This is a genomic window from Cupriavidus sp. YAF13, assembly GCF_052113425.1.
Lineage (GTDB): Bacteria > Pseudomonadota > Gammaproteobacteria > Burkholderiales > Burkholderiaceae > Cupriavidus.
The window spans coordinates 65,348-83,008 of record NZ_JBFRDD010000019.1 but is presented as its reverse complement, the minus strand read 5'-3'; the positions used below and the strand labels follow the sequence as shown (position 1 = coordinate 83,008).

The 17,661-nt window shown below is 66.3% G+C and carries 14 protein-coding genes; all 14 read left to right on the top strand.

Features of this window, described 5'->3' with window-relative positions; translation table 11 throughout:
* Positions 1-31: 31 nt before the first annotated feature.
* The 14 genes from AB4061_RS17225 to AB4061_RS17160 all read left to right on the top strand — a co-directional run bounded on the left by AB4061_RS17225 (position 32) and on the right by AB4061_RS17160 (position 17,660).
* On the top strand, positions 32-2,503 hold the full coding sequence (locus AB4061_RS17225; RefSeq protein WP_441635804.1) for a heavy metal translocating P-type ATPase: 2,472 nt from the start codon (positions 32-34) through the stop codon (positions 2,501-2,503).
* Positions 2,500-3,000: a Cu(I)-responsive transcriptional regulator gene (gene cueR / locus AB4061_RS17220; RefSeq protein WP_441635802.1), complete on the top strand. Its 501-nt coding sequence runs from the start codon at positions 2,500-2,502 to the stop codon at positions 2,998-3,000. Before AB4061_RS17225 ends, cueR begins: the two co-directional genes overlap by 4 nt.
* A gap of 50 nt (positions 3,001-3,050) precedes the next feature.
* Complete coding sequence (locus AB4061_RS17215) at positions 3,051-3,998, top strand: alpha/beta hydrolase (protein WP_441635800.1); 948 nt, start codon at positions 3,051-3,053, stop codon at positions 3,996-3,998.
* Positions 3,999-4,168: 170 nt separating this feature from the next.
* Entirely contained in the window at positions 4,169-5,869 is a 1,701-nt protein-coding gene (locus tag AB4061_RS17210; RefSeq protein WP_441635798.1) for a GMC family oxidoreductase, read from the top strand.
* Between the two features lie 392 nt (positions 5,870-6,261).
* The gene (locus tag AB4061_RS17205) at positions 6,262-7,038 is read left to right on the top strand and encodes an ABC transporter ATP-binding protein (protein WP_441635796.1); all 777 of its coding nucleotides are present in this window, start codon (positions 6,262-6,264) and stop codon (positions 7,036-7,038) included.
* Positions 7,039-7,047: 9 nt separating this feature from the next.
* A complete protein-coding gene (locus AB4061_RS17200) occupies positions 7,048-7,773 on the top strand; it encodes an ABC transporter ATP-binding protein (protein ID WP_043350837.1) in 726 nt (241 codons plus the stop codon).
* A gap of 95 nt (positions 7,774-7,868) precedes the next feature.
* Positions 7,869-9,077, top strand: a complete 1,209-nt coding sequence (locus tag AB4061_RS17195) for an ABC transporter substrate-binding protein (RefSeq protein WP_441635794.1) — start codon at positions 7,869-7,871, stop codon at positions 9,075-9,077.
* A gap of 179 nt (positions 9,078-9,256) precedes the next feature.
* Positions 9,257-10,141 carry a branched-chain amino acid ABC transporter permease gene (locus AB4061_RS17190; RefSeq protein WP_441635792.1) on the top strand — a complete coding sequence of 295 codons (885 nt, stop codon included), beginning with the start codon at positions 9,257-9,259 and terminating at the stop codon, positions 10,139-10,141.
* The gene (locus AB4061_RS17185) at positions 10,141-11,169 is read left to right on the top strand and encodes a branched-chain amino acid ABC transporter permease (RefSeq protein ID WP_441635790.1); all 1,029 of its coding nucleotides are present in this window, start codon (positions 10,141-10,143) and stop codon (positions 11,167-11,169) included. Before AB4061_RS17190 ends, AB4061_RS17185 begins: the two co-directional genes overlap by 1 nt.
* Positions 11,170-11,527: 358 nt before the next feature.
* The gene (locus AB4061_RS17180; RefSeq protein WP_441635788.1) at positions 11,528-11,998 is read left to right on the top strand and encodes a hypothetical protein; all 471 of its coding nucleotides are present in this window, start codon (positions 11,528-11,530) and stop codon (positions 11,996-11,998) included.
* An 81-nt stretch (positions 11,999-12,079) separates the two neighbouring features.
* Positions 12,080-12,838 (top strand): sulfite exporter TauE/SafE family protein, encoded by a 759-nt coding sequence (locus tag AB4061_RS17175; protein WP_441635786.1) that lies wholly within the window; start codon positions 12,080-12,082, stop codon positions 12,836-12,838.
* A gap of 409 nt (positions 12,839-13,247) precedes the next feature.
* On the top strand, positions 13,248-14,399 hold the full coding sequence (locus tag AB4061_RS17170; RefSeq protein ID WP_441635784.1) for an ABC transporter substrate-binding protein: 1,152 nt from the start codon (positions 13,248-13,250) through the stop codon (positions 14,397-14,399).
* 410 nt (positions 14,400-14,809) lie between these two features.
* Complete coding sequence (locus AB4061_RS17165; RefSeq protein ID WP_441635782.1) at positions 14,810-15,862, top strand: branched-chain amino acid ABC transporter permease; 1,053 nt, start codon at positions 14,810-14,812, stop codon at positions 15,860-15,862.
* Between the two features lie 10 nt (positions 15,863-15,872).
* Positions 15,873-17,660: a branched-chain amino acid ABC transporter ATP-binding protein/permease gene (locus AB4061_RS17160; RefSeq protein ID WP_441635780.1), complete on the top strand. Its 1,788-nt coding sequence runs from the start codon at positions 15,873-15,875 to the stop codon at positions 17,658-17,660.
* Position 17,661 lies beyond the last annotated feature (1 nt).

Here is a 17,661-nt window from a genome sequence, read left to right as displayed (position 1 = left end):
GGTTGTCATCACTGTGGACCCGATCCCTGCCATGCCCGCTCACTCCCAACTCCTTCCCGTACCCGGCGCCACAGCAGGCGCGCCGGCCTCCGAATGGCGGCTGCCGATCGGCGGCATGACGTGCGCCTCGTGCGTGCGGCGCGTCGAGACCGCGCTGGGCAAGGTGCCTGGCGTGCGCCAGGTCGCCGTCAATCTCGCCACCGAAGAAGCCACGCTGCAGGCCGATAGCGCAACCGTGCTGCCGGCCGCCGCCGAGGCCGTGAGGGCTGCCGGTTACGAGGTGCCGCACCAGGCCATGACGCTGTCCATCAGAGACATGACGTGCGCTTCCTGCGTGGCCCGTGTCGAGCGGGCGCTGAAAGCCGTGCCCGGCGTGGTGGATGCGCAGGTCAACCTGGCGACGGAGCAGGCTGAGGTGACCGTGCTGCGTGGTGCCGTGGATGCCGAGGCGCTGGCCGCTGCGGTGGCGCGCGCCGGCTATGGCGCGGTGCCGGTCACCGGCGAATTGCCGGCTGGGGCGGTGCCTGGCGAAGGCTTCTGGTCCGGGCCATGGCCGGTGGCGATCTCGGCGGCGCTATCGTTGCCGCTGGTGGCGCCCATGGTGGCCGAATGGTTCGGCGTGCACTGGATGCTGCCGGCCTGGGTGCAGTGGCTGCTGGCCACGCCGGTGCAGTTCGTGTTTGGCTGGCGTTTCTACAAGGCTGGCTTCAAGGCGGTGCGCGCGGGCGCGGGCAATATGGATCTGCTGGTCGCGCTCGGCACCTCGGCGGCTTACGGCTTGTCCTTGTGGCTGATGTGGCGTGGCGCGGACGATATGCCGCACCTGTACTTCGAGAGCGCGGCGGTGGTCATCACACTGGTGCGCCTGGGCAAGTGGCTGGAAACCCGCGCCAAGCGCCAGACGGCGGACGCCATCCGCGCGCTGGCCGCGCTGCGCCCCGATAGCGCGATCGTGCGCCGCGATGGCGCCGAGGTGAGCGTGCCGCTGGGCGCGGTGCGGGTCGGCGATGAGATCGTGGTGCTGCCGGGCGCACGCGTGCCCGTGGATGCCAAGGTGATCGAAGGCAGCAGCCATGCGGACGAATCCATGCTGACCGGCGAGAGCCTGCCGGTGCCCAAGGAGCCCGGCGCGCTGCTGACAGGCGGCGCCATCAACTACGAAGGCCGCCTGGTGGCGCGCACGGTGGCGGTGGGCGCGGAGACGGTGCTGGCGCGCATCATCCGCATGGTCGAGCACGCGCAAGCGGCCAAGGCGCCAATCCAGCGCATGGTCGACCGCGTGAGCGCGGTGTTCGTGCCGGTGGTGCTGGGCATCGCGCTGGTCACGTTGCTAGGCTGGGGCCTGTTCGGCGGCAACTGGGAGGCGGCCTTGCTCAACGCGGTGGCGGTGCTGGTGATCGCCTGCCCGTGTGCGCTCGGCCTGGCCACGCCGACCGCGATCATGGCGGGCACCGGCGCGGGTGCGCGCGCCGGCATCCTGATCAAGGACGCCGAGGCGCTGGAAGTGGCGCACCGGGTCAAGGTGGTGGCCTTCGACAAGACTGGCACGCTCACGGTGGGCAAGCCGGAAGTGGTGGCGCTGGCGGTGCCGGCGGGTGCCGGTGACGATGCGCAGCCACGCTTGCTGGCCAGCCTGGCCGCGCTGCAGGCCGGCAGCGAGCATCCGCTGGCGCACGCGGTGCTGGCAGCGGCGCGGGCGCGCGGCATCCACGCGCCGACGGCGACCGATGTGCGTGCATTGCCCGGCATGGGCTTGTCCGGCAAGGTCGATGGCGTGGCGTTGCAGCTTGGCAGCGAGCGCCTGCGCGCCTCGCTTGGTGCAGCGGCGGGTACGCTCGAAGCGCAGGCGCAGGCACTGCAGCAAGCGGGCCGCACGGTGTCCTGGCTGATCGAGACCGGCGCGCGGGATGCGTCGCCAGCGCAAAACCGCGTGGTGGGGCTGGTTGCCTTTGGCGACGCCATCAAGCCTGGCGCGCGGCGCGCGATCGAGCGGCTGCGCGCCGCTGGCGTGCGCACGGTGATGCTGTCCGGCGACAACCAGGGCGCCGCCGCGCGCGTGGCGCAGACGCTGGGGCTGGACGAGGTGCAGGCGGAAGTACTGCCGGCCGACAAGGCCGAGCGCGTGAACGGGCTCAAGGCGGGCGGCACCGTGGTGGCGATGGTGGGCGACGGCATCAACGATGCGCCGGCGCTGGCCGCGGCGGATGTCGGCATCGCCATGTCGACCGGCACCGATGTGGCCATGCATGCTGCCGGCATCACGCTGATGCGCGGGGACCCGGCGCTGGTGGCCGACGCGCTGGCGATTTCGCACCGCACCGTGCGCAAGATTCGCGAGAACCTGTTCTGGGCCTTCTTCTACAATGTGATCGGCATCCCGCTGGCGGCGGCCGGCCTGCTCAACCCGGTAGTGGCCGGCGCGGCCATGGCATTCTCCAGCGTGAGCGTGGTCGGCAATGCGCTGCTGCTGCGGCGCTGGAAGCCGGCGGGAGAGCAAGCATGAATATGGGCAAGAATATCGGCGATGCGGCACAGGCTTCCGGCGTCTCCGCCAAGATGATCCGGCACTACGAGTCCATCGGCCTGCTGGCGCCACCGCCGCGCAGCGAGGGCGGCTACCGCCGCTACGACGAGCGCGCGGTGCACACCTTGCGCTTCGTGCGGCGTGCCCGTAATCTCGGGTTCTCGCTGGACGAGATACGCGGGCTGCTGTCGCTGTGGCACGACCGCGCGCGGGCCAGCGCCGACGTCAAGGCGCTTACCTTGCGCCACGTGGCGGACCTGGAGCAGCGCATTGCCGAGCTTGCCGCCATGCGCGACACGCTGCGCCAGCTGGCCGAGGCGTGCAGCGGCGATGCACGGCCCGACTGCCCGATCCTCGCCGATATGGCGCAGGCGGGATATGGCCTGGCGCCGGAGGAAGTGGAAACGGGCGGCAGCAGCAATGGCGCGGTGCCGGCCTGCCATCGCCACGGCGAGGACAGCACCGCGGCCTCCTAGTCAGGAAAGGCCGGCGGCATCGTAGCGGAACGCAGATGGAGATCAACCGAATGGATCGACCGAGTACCGCTGCTTGCGCCGAGCCGGCCGCCATCGGCGCCGATGGCGCCGGCCCTGCCGAGGAGGCCCCCGCGCGGCCCGTCACTCCTATCGAAAGCCGCCAGCGCATGCGTGACGGCACCGAACTGTTCTTGCGCACCTGGCAGCCCGATCCCGAGCTGTTCCCGGAGCCCGCCGGTTCGCTATTGCTGGTGCACGGCCTGGCCGAGCATTGCGGCCGCTACCAGCACGTGGCGGAGCTGCTGTGCGGCCTGGGCTTGCGTGTGCGCGCCTACGACCAGCGCGGCCATGGCGCCAGCGGCGGGCCGCGCATGGTGGCGGAGCATCCGGATGTGTTCGTCGAAGACCTCACCGAAATCCACGACGCCGCGGTGGGCCAGTGGCAGGAGCTGCCGTTCCTGCTGGGGCACAGCATGGGCGGGCTGGTGGCCGCGCGCTTCGCCACCGCGCGCGTGCGGCCCATCCGCGCGCTCGTGCTGTCATCGCCGGCGCTGGCCTTGAGGCTGTCCGCCCCGATGCTGGCCCTGCACCGCATGCTGCTGACGCTGGTGCCGCGCCTGCGCGTGCCCAACCCGATCGATGCGCGCTACTTGTCGCACGACGCCGCGGTGGTGGCGCAGTACCGCGCCGATCCGCTGGTGCAGGGCACCATCAGCGCCGGCGTGCTGGAGACCTTCCTGCGCGGCATGGCGCAGGCGCAGACCGACGCGCCCATGCTGGAAGCGCCCATGCTGATGCTGGTGGCGGGCGACGATCGCATCGTCGACCCGGCCGGCAGCCGCCGCTTCTTCGACAACGCGCCGCCCGACCTGCGCGACGCGCTCTGGTTCGACACCGGCTACCACGAGATCTTCAACGAGGCACAGCCGCTGCGCGGCGAGGTGCTGGCCGCGCTCACCGGCTGGCTGCGCAAGCATCTGCAGCCGCAGGCGGCGTGAGCGTGCATGATGTGCGCCTGGCTGCCGTCAGCTGAACCATTGCACGCAGCCACGGCCCAAGCTCGGCATGCCGCGCATGGATGCATGCATTTGCCATCCTGGCGGGATGTTCCCGCGCGGACTCATCATCAACCGTTCCAAACGTGGCGCAAGGCCTGACAAGAGAAAGCATGGAGACTTACGACTACATCATCGTCGGCGCCGGATCGGCCGGCTGCGTGCTGGCCAACCGCCTGACCCAGGATCCCGAGGTGAGCGTGCTGCTGCTGGAAGCCGGCGGGCGCGACGACTACCACTGGATTCACATCCCGGTGGGCTACCTGTATTGCATCGGCAACCCGCGCACCGACTGGATGTACCGCACCGTGGCGGAAGCCGGCCTGGGCGGCCGCTCGCTGGGCTACCCGCGCGGCCGCGTGCTGGGTGGCTCGTCGTCGATCAACGGCATGATCTATATGCGCGGGCAGCGCGAAGACTATGACGACTGGGCGCGCCTGACGGGCGACGATGGCTGGCGCTGGGACAATGTGCTGCCGCTGTTCAAGCGCAGCGAGGACCATCATCGCGGCGGCGACGAATTCCACGGCGCGGGTGGCGAATGGCGGGTGGAAGGGCAGCGCTTGCGCTGGGACATCCTGGAGCGCTTTATCGATGCCGCCGAGCAGGCCGGCATCCCGCGTACTGATGACTTCAATCGCGGCGACAACTTTGGCGTGGGCTATTTCGAGGTCAACCAGCGCCGCGGCATCCGCTGGAATACCGCGAAGGCGTTCCTGCGCCGCGCGGCGGAGCGGCCGAACCTGACGATCGTCACCGGCGCCCAGGTGAGCGCGCTGACGTTCGAGGGACGCCGCTGCACCGGCGTGGACTATCTCGGCGGCGGCAATCCATTCACGGTGGCCGCGCGCGAGGAGGTCATCCTGGCGGCGGGCGCGGTCAATACGCCGCAGTTGCTGGAACTGTCCGGCATCGGCCAGCCCGAGCGGCTGCAGGCGGCGGGCATCGCGGTGCGCCATGCCTTGCCCGGCGTGGGCGAAAACCTGCAGGACCACCTGCAGCTGCGCAGCGTGGTCAAGGTGGAGGGCGTGCGCACGCTCAACACGCGCGCGGGAAGCTGGTGGGGCAAGCTTGGCATCGGCCTGCAGTACGCGGTCAACCAGAGCGGCCCGATGAGCATGGCGCCGTCCCAGCTCGGCGCTTTCGCGCGCTCGGATGCATCGTATGCGCGGCCCAACCTGGAGTACCACGTGCAGCCGCTATCGCTCGACAAGTTCGGTGATCCGTTGCATCGCTTCAATGCGTTCACGGCCAGTGTGTGCAACCTGCGCCCGACTTCGCGCGGCAGCGTGCACATCGCCGATCCGGATTTCCGCCACGCGCCGGTGATCGCGCCCAACTATCTGACGACCGACGCCGACCGCAAGGTCGCGGCGGATTCCCTGAGGCTGACGCGGCGCATCGTGGCCTCGCCCGCGCTCGCGCCCTACAAGCCGCAGGAATGGCTGCCGGGCGCGGCGTTCGAGACCGACGAGCAACTGGCCCAGGCCGCGAGCGAGATCGGCACCACCATCTTCCATCCGGTGGGCACCTGCCGCATGGGCCGCCCCGATGACCCGCAGGCGGTGGTGGACCAGCGCCTGCGCGTGATCGGCATCGATGGCCTGCGCGTGGTCGATGCATCGATCATGCCGCTGATCACCTCGGGCAACACCAACTCCCCGACCATCATGATCGCGGAGCGCGCCAGCGACATGATCCGCGAGGACCGGCGCCGGCGCGCGAGCGGCGTGGGGCAAGGGGCCGCGCTCGGTGCTGTTTCCCCTGCGGGGGCTCCACAGGCCATCAAAACGGGAGCCACAACCCAGGCTTGAGTACGCCGCCTGCCGTGGACGCGCGGCAAACGCGCGGCGAACCTGACACCAACCTGACATCTGGTTCATGTTTCATAATCAGTGCAAACCCGGATGTTTTGCGACGCAGCAGACGCACACAATAGACGCCGAGATGCCGTGCAGCACCGCTCACATTGGCGCGCCCCCACAAGGGCGCGTCGCGCGTTCCGGGACGGGCGCGCACGGCGGACATCCAGGCAGCAATAAAGGCGGTAAATAAATACAAGCGGCGCGAGAGCCGCAACAGCCACGGGGAGCGCAACTGGATTGGCGTGACCTGTGCGGTGGTGGTGCGACTGGCACCACAGTTCTGACCATTTGGCGGTGCCGACCAGAAGCCGGCGCCGCAGCAAGAGGGCGGGCAGGAGACCATGAATCAGCAAGAAACGATCCTGGAGACGCGGAACCTCACCAAGGAGTTCAAGGGGTTCACCGCGGTAAGCGACGTCAACCTCAAGGTGCGGCGCGGCTCCATCCATGCCTTGATCGGCCCCAACGGCGCCGGCAAGACCACCTGCTTCAACCTGCTGACCAAGTTCCTCGAGCCGACCACGGGCACGATCCTGTTCAACGGCATCGACATCACCCGCGAGAAGCCGGCGCAGATCGCCCGGCGCGGGGTGATCCGGTCGTTCCAGATCTCTGCCGTGTTCCCGCACTTGACGGTGCTGGAGAACGTGCGCATCGGGCTGCAGCGGCAACTTGGCACTTCCTATCATTTCTGGCGCAGCGAGGGCACGCTCGACGCGTTGAACGCGCGCGGCATGGAACTGCTGGAGCAGGTCGGGCTGACCGATGTGGCGCAGACGGTAACGGTCAACCTGCCGTACGGCCGCAAGCGCGCGCTCGAGATCGCCACCACGCTGGCGATGGAGCCGGAGATGATGCTGCTGGACGAGCCGACCCAGGGCATGGGCCACGAAGACGTGGCGCGCGTCACCGAGCTGATCCGCAAGGTGGCGGTGGGGCGCACCATCCTGATGGTGGAGCACAACATGAACGTGGTCTCGTCGATCGCCGACAAGATCACGGTATTGCAGCGCGGCGCGATCCTGGCCGAGGGGCCGTACGCCGAGGTATCGAAAGACCCGCGCGTGATGGAGGCCTACATGGGCACCGTCGAGGCTGAACTGCAGGGCGCGCACTGAGGAGCCAGGATGAGCACAACGCCCGCACTAGAAATCAAGGACCTGCACGCCTGGTACGGCGAATCGCACATCCTGCATGGCGTGGACCTGACCGTGAATGCCGGCGAGGTGGTGACGCTGCTGGGCCGCAACGGCGCCGGGCGCACCACCACGTTGCGCGCCATCATGGGCCTGACCGGCCAGCGCAAGGGCTCGATCCGCGTCAACGGCACCGAGACCATCGGCATGCCGACGCACAAGATCGCGCACTGCGGCATCGGCTATTGCCCGGAAGAGCGGGGCATCTTCGCCAGCCTGTCGTGTGAGGAAAACCTGATGCTGCCGCCGCTGCTGAAAGGGCAGGGCACCAGCGCGGTCACCGGCATGAGCGAGGCCGAGATCTACGAGATGTTCCCCAACCTGAAGGAGCGCCGCCAGAGCCAGGGCACGCGCCTGTCGGGCGGCGAGCAGCAGATGCTTGCCGTCGGGCGCATCCTGCGCACCGGCGCCAACCTGCTGCTGCTCGACGAGATCTCGGAGGGCCTTGCGCCCGTGATCGTGCAAGCGCTGGCGCGCATGATCCTGATGCTCAAGAAAAAGGGCTACACGGTGGTGATGGTGGAGCAGAACTTCCGCTTTGCCGCGCCGCTGGCCGACCGTTTTTATGTGATGGAACACGGCACGATCGTCGAGCGCTTCGCGGCTGCGGAGCTGCAGGCCAAGATGCCGGTGCTGAACGAGCTGCTTGGGGTCTGATTCGAATCGGCGCGCGGCGCTGTCATGAATCGCAGGCATTGTTTTAGGGCAGGAACGGGTGGCGTCAGGTGCCGCCGAAACTAAGGAGACAGACAATGAAGATGACTCGGCTGGCGGTCGCTCTGGCGGCAATCGTAACGGGCGTGGCAATGGGTTCGGCATCGGCGCAGGTCTCGGGCGATACCGTCAAGATCGGCTACATCACCGACATGTCCGGCTTGTACGCCGACATCGACGGCCCGGGCGGCCTCGAAGCCATCAAGATGGCAATCGAGGACAACGGTGGCAAGGTGCTGGGCAAGCCGATCGAGCTGGTCTCGGCCGATCACCAGAACAAGGCCGACATCGCCGCCTCGAAGGCGCGCGAGTGGATGGACCAGCAGGGCCTGGACGTGCTGATCGGCGGCACCAATTCCGCTACCGGCCTGGCCATGAACAAGGTGGCCTCGGAGAAGAAGAAGGTCTACTTCAATATCGGTGCCGGCTCGGCGCGCCTGACCAACGAAGAGTGCTCGCCGTACACCGTGCACTATGCGTATGACACGGTGGCGCTCGCCAAGGGTACCGGCAGCGCGGTGGTCAAGCAGGGTGGCAAGTCGTGGTTCTTCCTGACCGCCGACTACGCCTTCGGCCACTCGCTGGAAAACGATACCGCGGCCGTGGTGAAGGCCAACGGTGGCACGGTGGTGGGCTCGGTGCGCCATCCGCTGTCGGCCTCCGACTTCTCGTCGTTCCTGCTGCAGGCGCAATCGTCCAAGGCGCAGATCCTGGGCCTGGCCAATGCCGGCGGCGACACCATCAACTCGATCAAGGCGGCCAAGGAATTCGGCATCACCAAGACGATGAAGATCGCTGGCCTGCTGATGTTCATCAACGACATCCACAGCCTGGGCTTGAAGAACACCGAAGGCCTGCTGATGACCGACAGCTGGTACTGGGACATGAACGACGATACGCGCAAGTTCGCCGCGCGCTTCTTCACCAAGATGAAGAAGATGCCGAGCAGCTTGCAGGCTGCCGACTACTCCGCCGCGCATACCTACCTGAAGGCGGTCGAGGCAGCCAAGACGGATGATCCGGACAAGGTCATGGCCGAGCTCAAGAAGATGAAGATCAACGACTTCTACACCAAGGGCTACATTCGCCAGGACGGCCGCGGCATCCACGACATGTACCTGATGCAGGTGAAGTCGCCGGCCGAATCGAAGAAGCCGTGGGACTACCTGAAGGTGGTGGCCACGATCCCGGGTGAGCAGGCTTTCACCACGGTGGCGGAATCGAAGTGCGCGATGATGAAGAAGTAAGCGTGTGAACTGAGTTAAGTTGCGTTGAGTTGATTGAGGTATGGCGCCCCCGCCCGGGACCGTTGCATGTTGACCGGGATCGGGAGCGGGGGCCAGTGTCTTTCTTCGCTTCATTTTGACAGCGCCTGCCTGGCGGGGAACGACGAATCCCGGCTGGTGCGCAAACGGTAACGCCTGCGATGGACATCTTCGGTATTCCTCTGCCCGCCATGCTGTCCCAGTTACTGCTGGGACTGGTCAACGGTGCCTTCTATGCGATGTTGAGCCTCGGCCTTGCGGTCATCTTCGGGCTGCTCAACGTCATCAATTTTGCCCACGGGGCGCTGTTCATGCTCGGCGCGGTCCTGGCCTGGATGGGCATGGAGTACGCCGGGCTCAACTACTGGGTGATGCTGGTGCTGTCGCCGCTGGCGGTGGCGCTGATCGGCATCGTGATCGAGCGCACCATGCTGCGCTGGATCTACAAGCTCGACCATATCTACGGCCTGCTGCTGACGCTCGGCATCACGCTGGTGATCGAAGGCATCTTCCGCTCGATCTATGGGGTGTCGGGGCTGCCGTACTCGGCGCCCGAGGCGCTGAGCGGCGCCACGGATCTCGGCTTCATGATCCTGCCGAACTACCGGGCCTGGGTGGTGGCTGCCTCGCTGGTGGTGTGCTTCTCCACCTGGTACCTGATCGAGAAGACCAAGCTGGGCGCCTATTTGCGTGCCGGCACCGAGAACCCCAAGCTGGTTGAAGCCTTYGGCGTCAACGTGCCGCTGATGRTSACGCTGACCTACGGGTTCGGCGTGGCGCTGGCGGCGTTTGCGGGCGTGCTGGCTGCGCCGGTGATCCAGATCTCGCCGCTGATGGGGCAGAACCTGATCATCATCGTGTTCGCGGTGGTGGTGATCGGCGGGATGGGCTCGATCATGGGCTCGATCCTGACCGGCCTCGGCCTGGGCGTGATCGAGGGCCTGACCAAGGTGTTCTATCCCGAGGCCTCCTCCACGGTCGTGTTCTTCATCATGGTGATCGTGCTGATGCTGCGCCCGGCCGGGCTGTTCGGGAGGGAGAAGTGATGAACCAACCAATCGGCGCGGCAGTGGCCGCGGGGCAGACAAGACAGGGGCGGGGCGTGCAGAAGAAACTGTTGTACGGATTGTTGCTGGCAGCGCTGGTCCTGGCGCCGATGGCCGGAGCGTATCCGGTGTTCGTGCTCAAGGTGCTGTGCTTCGCGCTGTTCGCATGCGCCTTCAACCTGCTGATTGGCTATACCGGGCTGCTGTCGTTCGGCCATGCGGCCTTCTTCGGCGGCGCGGCCTATACGGCCGGGCATGCGATGAAAGTGTGGGGCGTCACGCCTGAGGTCGGGCTGGTGCTGGGCACGCTGGCGGGTGCCTTGATCGGCTACGTGGTCGGGTATATCGCGATTCGCCGGCAGGGCATTTACTTCTCGATGATCACGCTGGCGCTGGCGCAGATGCTGTTCTTCTTCTGCCTGCAGGTGCCGTACACCGGGGGCGAGGACGGCTTGCAGGGCATTCCGCGCGGCAAGCTGTTCGGTGTGTTGTCGCTAGCCAACGATCTGACGCTGTATTACGTGGCGCTGGCGATCATCGTGGCGGCCTTCGCGCTGATCGTGCGGACCGTGCATTCGCCGTTCGGCCAGATCCTCAAGGCGATCAAGGAAAACGAGCCGCGCACCATCTCGCTGGGCTACGATACGGACCGCTTCAAGCTGATGGTGTTTGTGCTGTCAGCGGCGCTTTCCGGGCTGGCCGGGTCGATCAAGGCGCTGGTGCTGGGCTTTGCCACACTGACTGACGTGCACTGGTCCATGTCGGGCTCGGTGATCCTGATGACGCTGGTTGGCGGCCTGGGCACGCTTTCGGGCCCGCTGGTCGGGGCTTTCGTGGTGGTGGCGCTGGAAAACAAGCTTGGCGATATCGGCAGCTTCCTGGCCTCGACGACGGGCATCGAGTGGTTCAACTCACTGGGCGAATCCGTCACAATGGTGACCGGCGTGATCTTCGTGATCTGCGTATTGACGTTCCGCCGCGGCATCATGGGCGAACTTCTTGCCCGCTTTGGGAAGGCCCGGGAGTGATCGTGGGGCGACATGCCCGATTTTGGGGCTAGGGTTTCTTCTAGCTTGCTCGAAACGCACCGCTTCGTTACATTCCATATACGGTTTTCGCAGGTTAAATGGAGGCGGAAGCGAGGAGACGACAGGCGCGCAGTCACTAGGCTGCAGTGTCAATATAAGATAAGGGCGTTGCTGGGTGATCCTCAGCAACGCCTTTTTTAATTTGCGGGTTGAATGCCCCTTCCTGGTGCGTGATGTTTTCGCCATGCGGGATCGTTGTCAAAGCGACCAACTGCGCATGCGACAATGTGGCCTTGCCATCGGGCCCGCCATGCCGTCAGATTCCCCCTCTCTCATTCCTTCCCTGCCTGAATCCGCCATGCCCCCGGCCTCGATACGCCTGGCCGGTACTGGCGATGCGCAAAACCTGGGCGCCTGGCTGCAATCGCGGCACGCATTGCCCGTAGCGGCGGCGCGTGCCCGGCAGGCGCTGCTGGAGGGCCTGCTTGCCCGGCCCGAGCGCGGGGCCTGTGTGGTGGCGCAGGCCAGCGTCGGCACGGATCTGCTCGGTTGCCTGCCCGTTACGCTGATACCGCATCTCGAGCTTGCCGGCCTTGCGGCGCTTGCCACCGAATGGTGGGCCGGTGACGTGCCGGCGGACAGGGGTGCCGCTTTGCTGCTGGATTGCTGCGGCCTGCTGGCCGGCTGGTGCAGCGCGCATGGCGTGCGCCATCTGTTGCTGGCGCCGGCGCTGCTGGCGGCGGCGCAGGCCGCACCGGCGGGTTTTGCGCCGCATGCCAGCGGCCTGTGGCATCTCAATTTGTCGCCAGCCGCCAAGATGCTGGGCTGACGATTCGAGCGCGCCCGCCGCGCTGGGTTCGCCTCCTTCCCTCGCTCCCTCCGTTTTTTCTTCTTTCGTCTCCCCGCGTCCATGGAATTCGCGTTTCTTGCTGTTGCCGCTTTTCTTGCCGGCCTGATCGATGCTGTCGCCGGCGGTGGTGGCCTGGTGCAGATCCCCGCGCTGTTTTCAGCCTATCCCAACATGGCGCCGGCCACGCTGCTCGGCACCAGCAAGGTGGCGTCGCTGGCCGGTACCACCAATGCGGCGCTGCGCTATGGCCGCAGCGTGCGCATCTACTGGGGCGCGACCTTGCCGACGATGCTGTCGGCCTTTTCCTTCTCGATGGCGGGCGCTTACGCGCTCACGCTGATTCCCGCGGCGCCGCTGCGCAAGTCGCTGCCCTTTATCCTGGTGGCCCTGCTGGTCTATACGGTGGCCAAGAAGAGCCTCGGCACCGAGCACGCACCGTCGCTCCGCGGCGGCAAGGAGCGCGCCGCGGCGTTGCTGGCGGGGGCCGTGATCGGCTTCTACGACGGTGTGTTCGGGCCGGGGACCGGCAGCTTCCTGATGATCGTGTTCGTGCGCGTGTTCGGCTACGATTTCCTGCACGCCTCGGCATCGACCAAGGTGGTCAACCTCGCCACCAACCTGGCGGCCCTGCTGCTGCTGGCGGCGAAGGGGCACGTCTGGTGGCAGCTCGGGCTGGTCATGGCGCTGGCTAACGTAGGCGGCAGCCAGATTGGCAGCCGCCTCGCGCTCAAGCATGGAAGCGCCTTTGTGCGGCGCGTGTTCATCGTGGTGGTGGCCGCGCTGATCGTGAAAACCGCCTGGGATGCGTTCGGCCGCTGAGGGTCAGTTTGCGGCCGTGTCGCTTGCATGCTGCGATGCGGGTTAATCCCGCTAGCCCGGCGATATGCCTGTTGCTAGACTCGCTACGCATTCCCGACCAAGCGGTCGGTGAATGAGCGGCCGGCGTGGCGCGCCATGGCATTGCCTGGCGAGTCCTGCCGAGCGCCGCCAGGGATCACGCGCAGGACGGGAAATGGGGCAGGGCGGATACGGATTCGCCCATCGCCCCGGGGTAACAGGCAGGCGCCGGCGTTGCGCCTGGATACGGGCCAAAAAAAATGCAACGAAAGGGCACCGGCACAATAAGATCCACCAGGACAAATCAGACCAGAAGACCAGATTGAGGCATCCGACTGGCCGCAAGGCGGCACGGGTGCCTCTTCCGTTTGCCGCAATGGAAGGAGACACGATGACATTCAAGCGCGCCAGCCTGCTGGCTCTCGCCGCAGCCAGCCTGTGCGCCGGCACCGCCAGCGCACAGGTCAAAGTCGGGGTAACGCTGTCGGCCACCGGGCCCGCCGCCTCGCTGGGCATTCCCGAGAAGAACACCATCTCGCTGCTGCCCAAGGAGATCGCTGGCAAGAAGATCGAGTACATCGTGCTCGACGATGCGTCGGACACCACCACCGCGGTCAAGAATACGCGCAAGCTGATCAGCGAAGACAAGGTCGACGTGGTTGTCGGCTCCACCGTGACGCCCAACTCGCTGGCCATGGTCGATGTCGTCGCCGAGAACGAAACGCCGATGATCACGCTGGCCGCGTCGGCCCGCATCATCGAGCCGATGGATGCCAAGCGCGCCTGGGTCTTCAAGACGCCGCAGAACGACTCGCACATGGCCACCGCCATTGCCGAGCACATGACCAACCACAACGTGAAGACGGTTGCCTTTATCGGCTTCGCGGACGCCTATGGCGATAGCTGGGCGCAAGAGTTCGCCAAGGTTGGCGAGATGCGCAAGATCAAGGTGGTGGCCAACGAACGCTTTGCGCGCACCGATACCTCGGTCACCGGCCAGGTGCTCAAGATGATGGGCAGCAACCCCGACGCCGTGCTGATCGCAGGCTCGGGTACGCCCGCGGCGCTGCCCGCCAAGGCGCTCAAGGAGCGCGGCTGGAAAGGCAAGATCTACCAGACCCACGGCGTGGCCAACGCCGACTTCCTGCGCGTGTGCGGCAAGGATTGCGAAGGCACCTTCCTGCCGGCCGGCCCGCTGCTGGTGGCCGAGCAACTGCCCGACACCAACCCGGTGAAGAAACCGGCCATCACCTACAAGACGGCTTACGAGAAGGCATTTGGCGGCCAGGTCTCGACCTTCGGCGGCCATGCCTGGGATGCCGGCCTGCTGCTGCAGCGAGCCATTCCCGAGGCATTGAAGAAGGGCCAGCCGGGCACCAAGGAGTTCCGCAAGGCGCTGCGCGATGCCATGGAGCAGACCAAGGAGCTGCCGATTTCCCACGGCATCATGAACATGACGCCGACCGACCACCTTGGCCTGGACCAGCGCGCGCGCGTGATGGTGGAGATCGTCGACGGCAAGTGGAAGCTGCAGACCAAGTAAGCGGCGAAGACGGGCTGCATTTGATGCAAAAAGGGCGCATGGCCAGCCATGCGCCCTTTTTGTTGGTGCCGGCTCATGCCGGCCCACGCCATTGCGCGACTACAGGCAATCCCGCACTTGACACCGCATCTGCCATGCGAGATCTTTAACGTGTTAATGAATTCRGCGTTTGCCAGGACAAGCAAGACGTCACGACGGCATGACGACCGTGGTGCGCTGCGGATATGCGGCACTTGGCATCTGCATAGCTTCCCGCCTGCCGTGCCAGATTGCCGATGCGGCACTGCGCAATCTAAGGGTTCGTCGGGATTTCCGCTATGCGTAAGTTGTTTCATATTTCGTAACTCGTAATTTCACAAGCCAGCCGGCCTCCCTCCGCCGGCCGGACTCACCAACAAGACGGGGAGACAATGGACCTCTCGATCGCCGCCATCCTGGCGCAGGACGGCATCACCTCGGGCGCCATCTATGCGCTGCTCGCGCTGGCCCTGGTGCTGGTGTTCTCGGTGACCCGCGTCATCTTCATTCCGCAAGGGGAGTTCGTCGCCTATGGCGCGCTGACCCTGGCGGCGATCCAGTCCGGCCATGCGCCGCAAAGCAGCTGGCTGCTGCTGGTGATGGGCGTGCTGACCTTTGTCTACGAGACGGTCACCGTCCTGCGCAGCGCTGAACTGCGCAGGACCGCGCCCAGGCGGGTCGCGGTGCTGGCCGGCAAGTACCTGGTCTTCCCGCTGGCCGTGCATCTGCTGGCGCAGAACTTCGACGGGCAGTCGATGCCCATGCTGGCGCAGATCGCCCTGACGCTGCTGATCGTGATTCCGCTCGGGCCCATGCTGTACCGCCTGGCCTACCAGCCGCTGGCCGAAGCCAGCACGCTGGTGCTGCTGATTGTCTCGGTGGGCGTGCACTTTGCGCTGGTGGGGCTGGGGCTGGTGATGTTCGGCGCCGAGGGCTCGCGCACCGCGCCTTTCTCCGAGGCGCGCTTTGAAGTGGGCAGCCTGACGATCTCCGGGCAGAGCCTCTGGGTGGTCGGCGTATCGGCACTGATGATCGCGGGGCTGTATTTCTACTTCGAACGCACCATCGCCGGCAAGGCGCTGCGTGCCACGGCGGTCAATCGCCTGGGTGCGCGGCTGGTCGGCATCGGCACAACGCAAGCCGGGCGCCTGTCGTTCACGCTGGCGGCGGCAATGGGCGCGCTGTGCGGAATCCTGATCGCGCCGCTGACCACGGTGTACTACGAGTCGGGCTTCCTGATCGGCCTGAAGGGCTTCGTCGGCGCCATCGTGGGCGGTCTGGTGAGCTACCCGGTGGCGGCCGCCGGTGCCATCCTGGTGGGGCTGCTCGAATCGTATTCGTCCTTCTGGGCCAGTGCGTTCAAGGAGGTCATCGTGTTCACCCTGATCCTGCCCGTGCTGCTGTGGCGCTCGCTCACCAGCAAGCATGTGGAAGACGAGGAATAAGGGACACGCCATGAATACCAACCTCAAGAACCGAATCTTCCTGCTGGCCTTCGCGGTAGTGCTGGCGCTGTTGCCGGTGCTGCCCACGCCCGAATTCTGGATCACGCTGGGCAACTACATCGGCCTGTACAGCATCGTCGCCATCGGCCTGGTGCTGCTCACCGGCGTGGGCGGCATGACCTCGTTCGGCCAGGCCGCTTTCGTCGGGCTCGGCGCTTACAGCACCGCCTACCTCACCACGCAGTTCGGGCTGTCGCCCTGGCTCGGCCTGCTGGTCGGGCTGGTGATCACGATGGCCTCGGCCTATGTGATCGGCCTGATCACCATGCGCATGTCGGGCCACTACCTGCCGCTCGCCACCATCGCCTGGGGCCTGTCGCTGTTTTTCCTGTTTGGCAACCTGGAATTCCTCGGCAAGTACGACGGCCTCAACGGCATTCCCGTGCTGCACGTGCTTGGCATCGAACTGGCCTCCGGGCGCTCGATGTTCTACCTGATCTGGGCCGTGGTGCTGGTGTCGGTGATCGCCATGCAGAACCTGCTCAACTCGCGCCCGGGCCGCGCCATCCGCGCGTTGAAGGGCGGCGGCACCATGGCCGAGGCGATGGGTGTGAACACCGCATGGATGAAGGTGGTGATCTTTGTGGTGGCGGCGATGCTGGCCTGCATCTCCGGCTTCCTCTATGCGCATCTGCAGCGCGCGGTGAACCCCACGCCGTTCGGGCTGAACTACGGCATCGAGTACCTGTTCATGGCGGTGGTCGGCGGCGTAGGCCACGTGTGGGGCGCGGTGCTCGGCGCCGGCATCCTCACCATCCTGAAGGACGTGCTGCAAGGCGTTCTGCCCAAGCTGCTGGGCGCCAACGGTAACTTCGAAACCATCGTGTTCGGCGTGCTGATGGTGCTGCTGCTGCAATACGCGCGCGATGGCATCTGGCCGTTCGTCAAGAAGCTGTTCCCCAACGGGCCGCCGGTGCTGGCGCCGGCGCAAGCGCCCGCGCTGCCGTTGCGCGCCAAGCCGCAGGCCGGCGAACTGATCCTGGATGTCAAAGCCGCGCGCAAGGAGTTCGGCGGGCTGGTGGCGGTCAACGACGTGAGCTTCCAGGTCCGAGCCGGCGAGATCATCGGGCTGATCGGCCCTAATGGCGCGGGCAAGTCCACCACCTTCAACCTCGTCACCGGCGTGCTGCCGGCCACGCGCGGCGAGGTGCTGTATCGCGGCGAGCAGATCTCCGGGCTGCCTTCGCGCGAGATCGTCAAGCGCGGCATCGGCCGCACCTTCCAGCACGTGCATCTGCTGCCCACCATGACCGTGCTGGAGAACGTGGCCATCGGCGCGCACCTGCGCGGCGACTTTGCGCCGCAAGGCGGCGTGACGGCAGCGATCCTGCGCATGAACAAGAACGAGGAGGCCAAGCTGCTGCACGAGGCCGCGCGCCAGCTCGAGCGCGTGGGCCTGGCCGAGTGCATGTACATGGAAGCCGGCAGCCTCGCGCTGGGCCAGCAACGCATCCTGGAGATCGCGCGCGCGCTGTGCTGCGATCCCGCGCTGTTGTTGTTGGATGAGCCCGCGGCAGGGCTGCGCTACAAGGAGAAGCAGGCACTGGCTGAGCTGCTGAAGAAGCTCAAGGGCGAGGGCATGAGCGTGCTGCTGGTCGAGCACGACATGGACTTCGTGATGAACCTGACGGACCGGCTGGTGGTGATGGAGTTTGGTACGCGCATCGCGGAAGGGGTGCCCGAGGACGTGCAGAAAGACCCGGCGGTGCTCGAGGCCTACCTCGGCGGCGTGGAGTAAG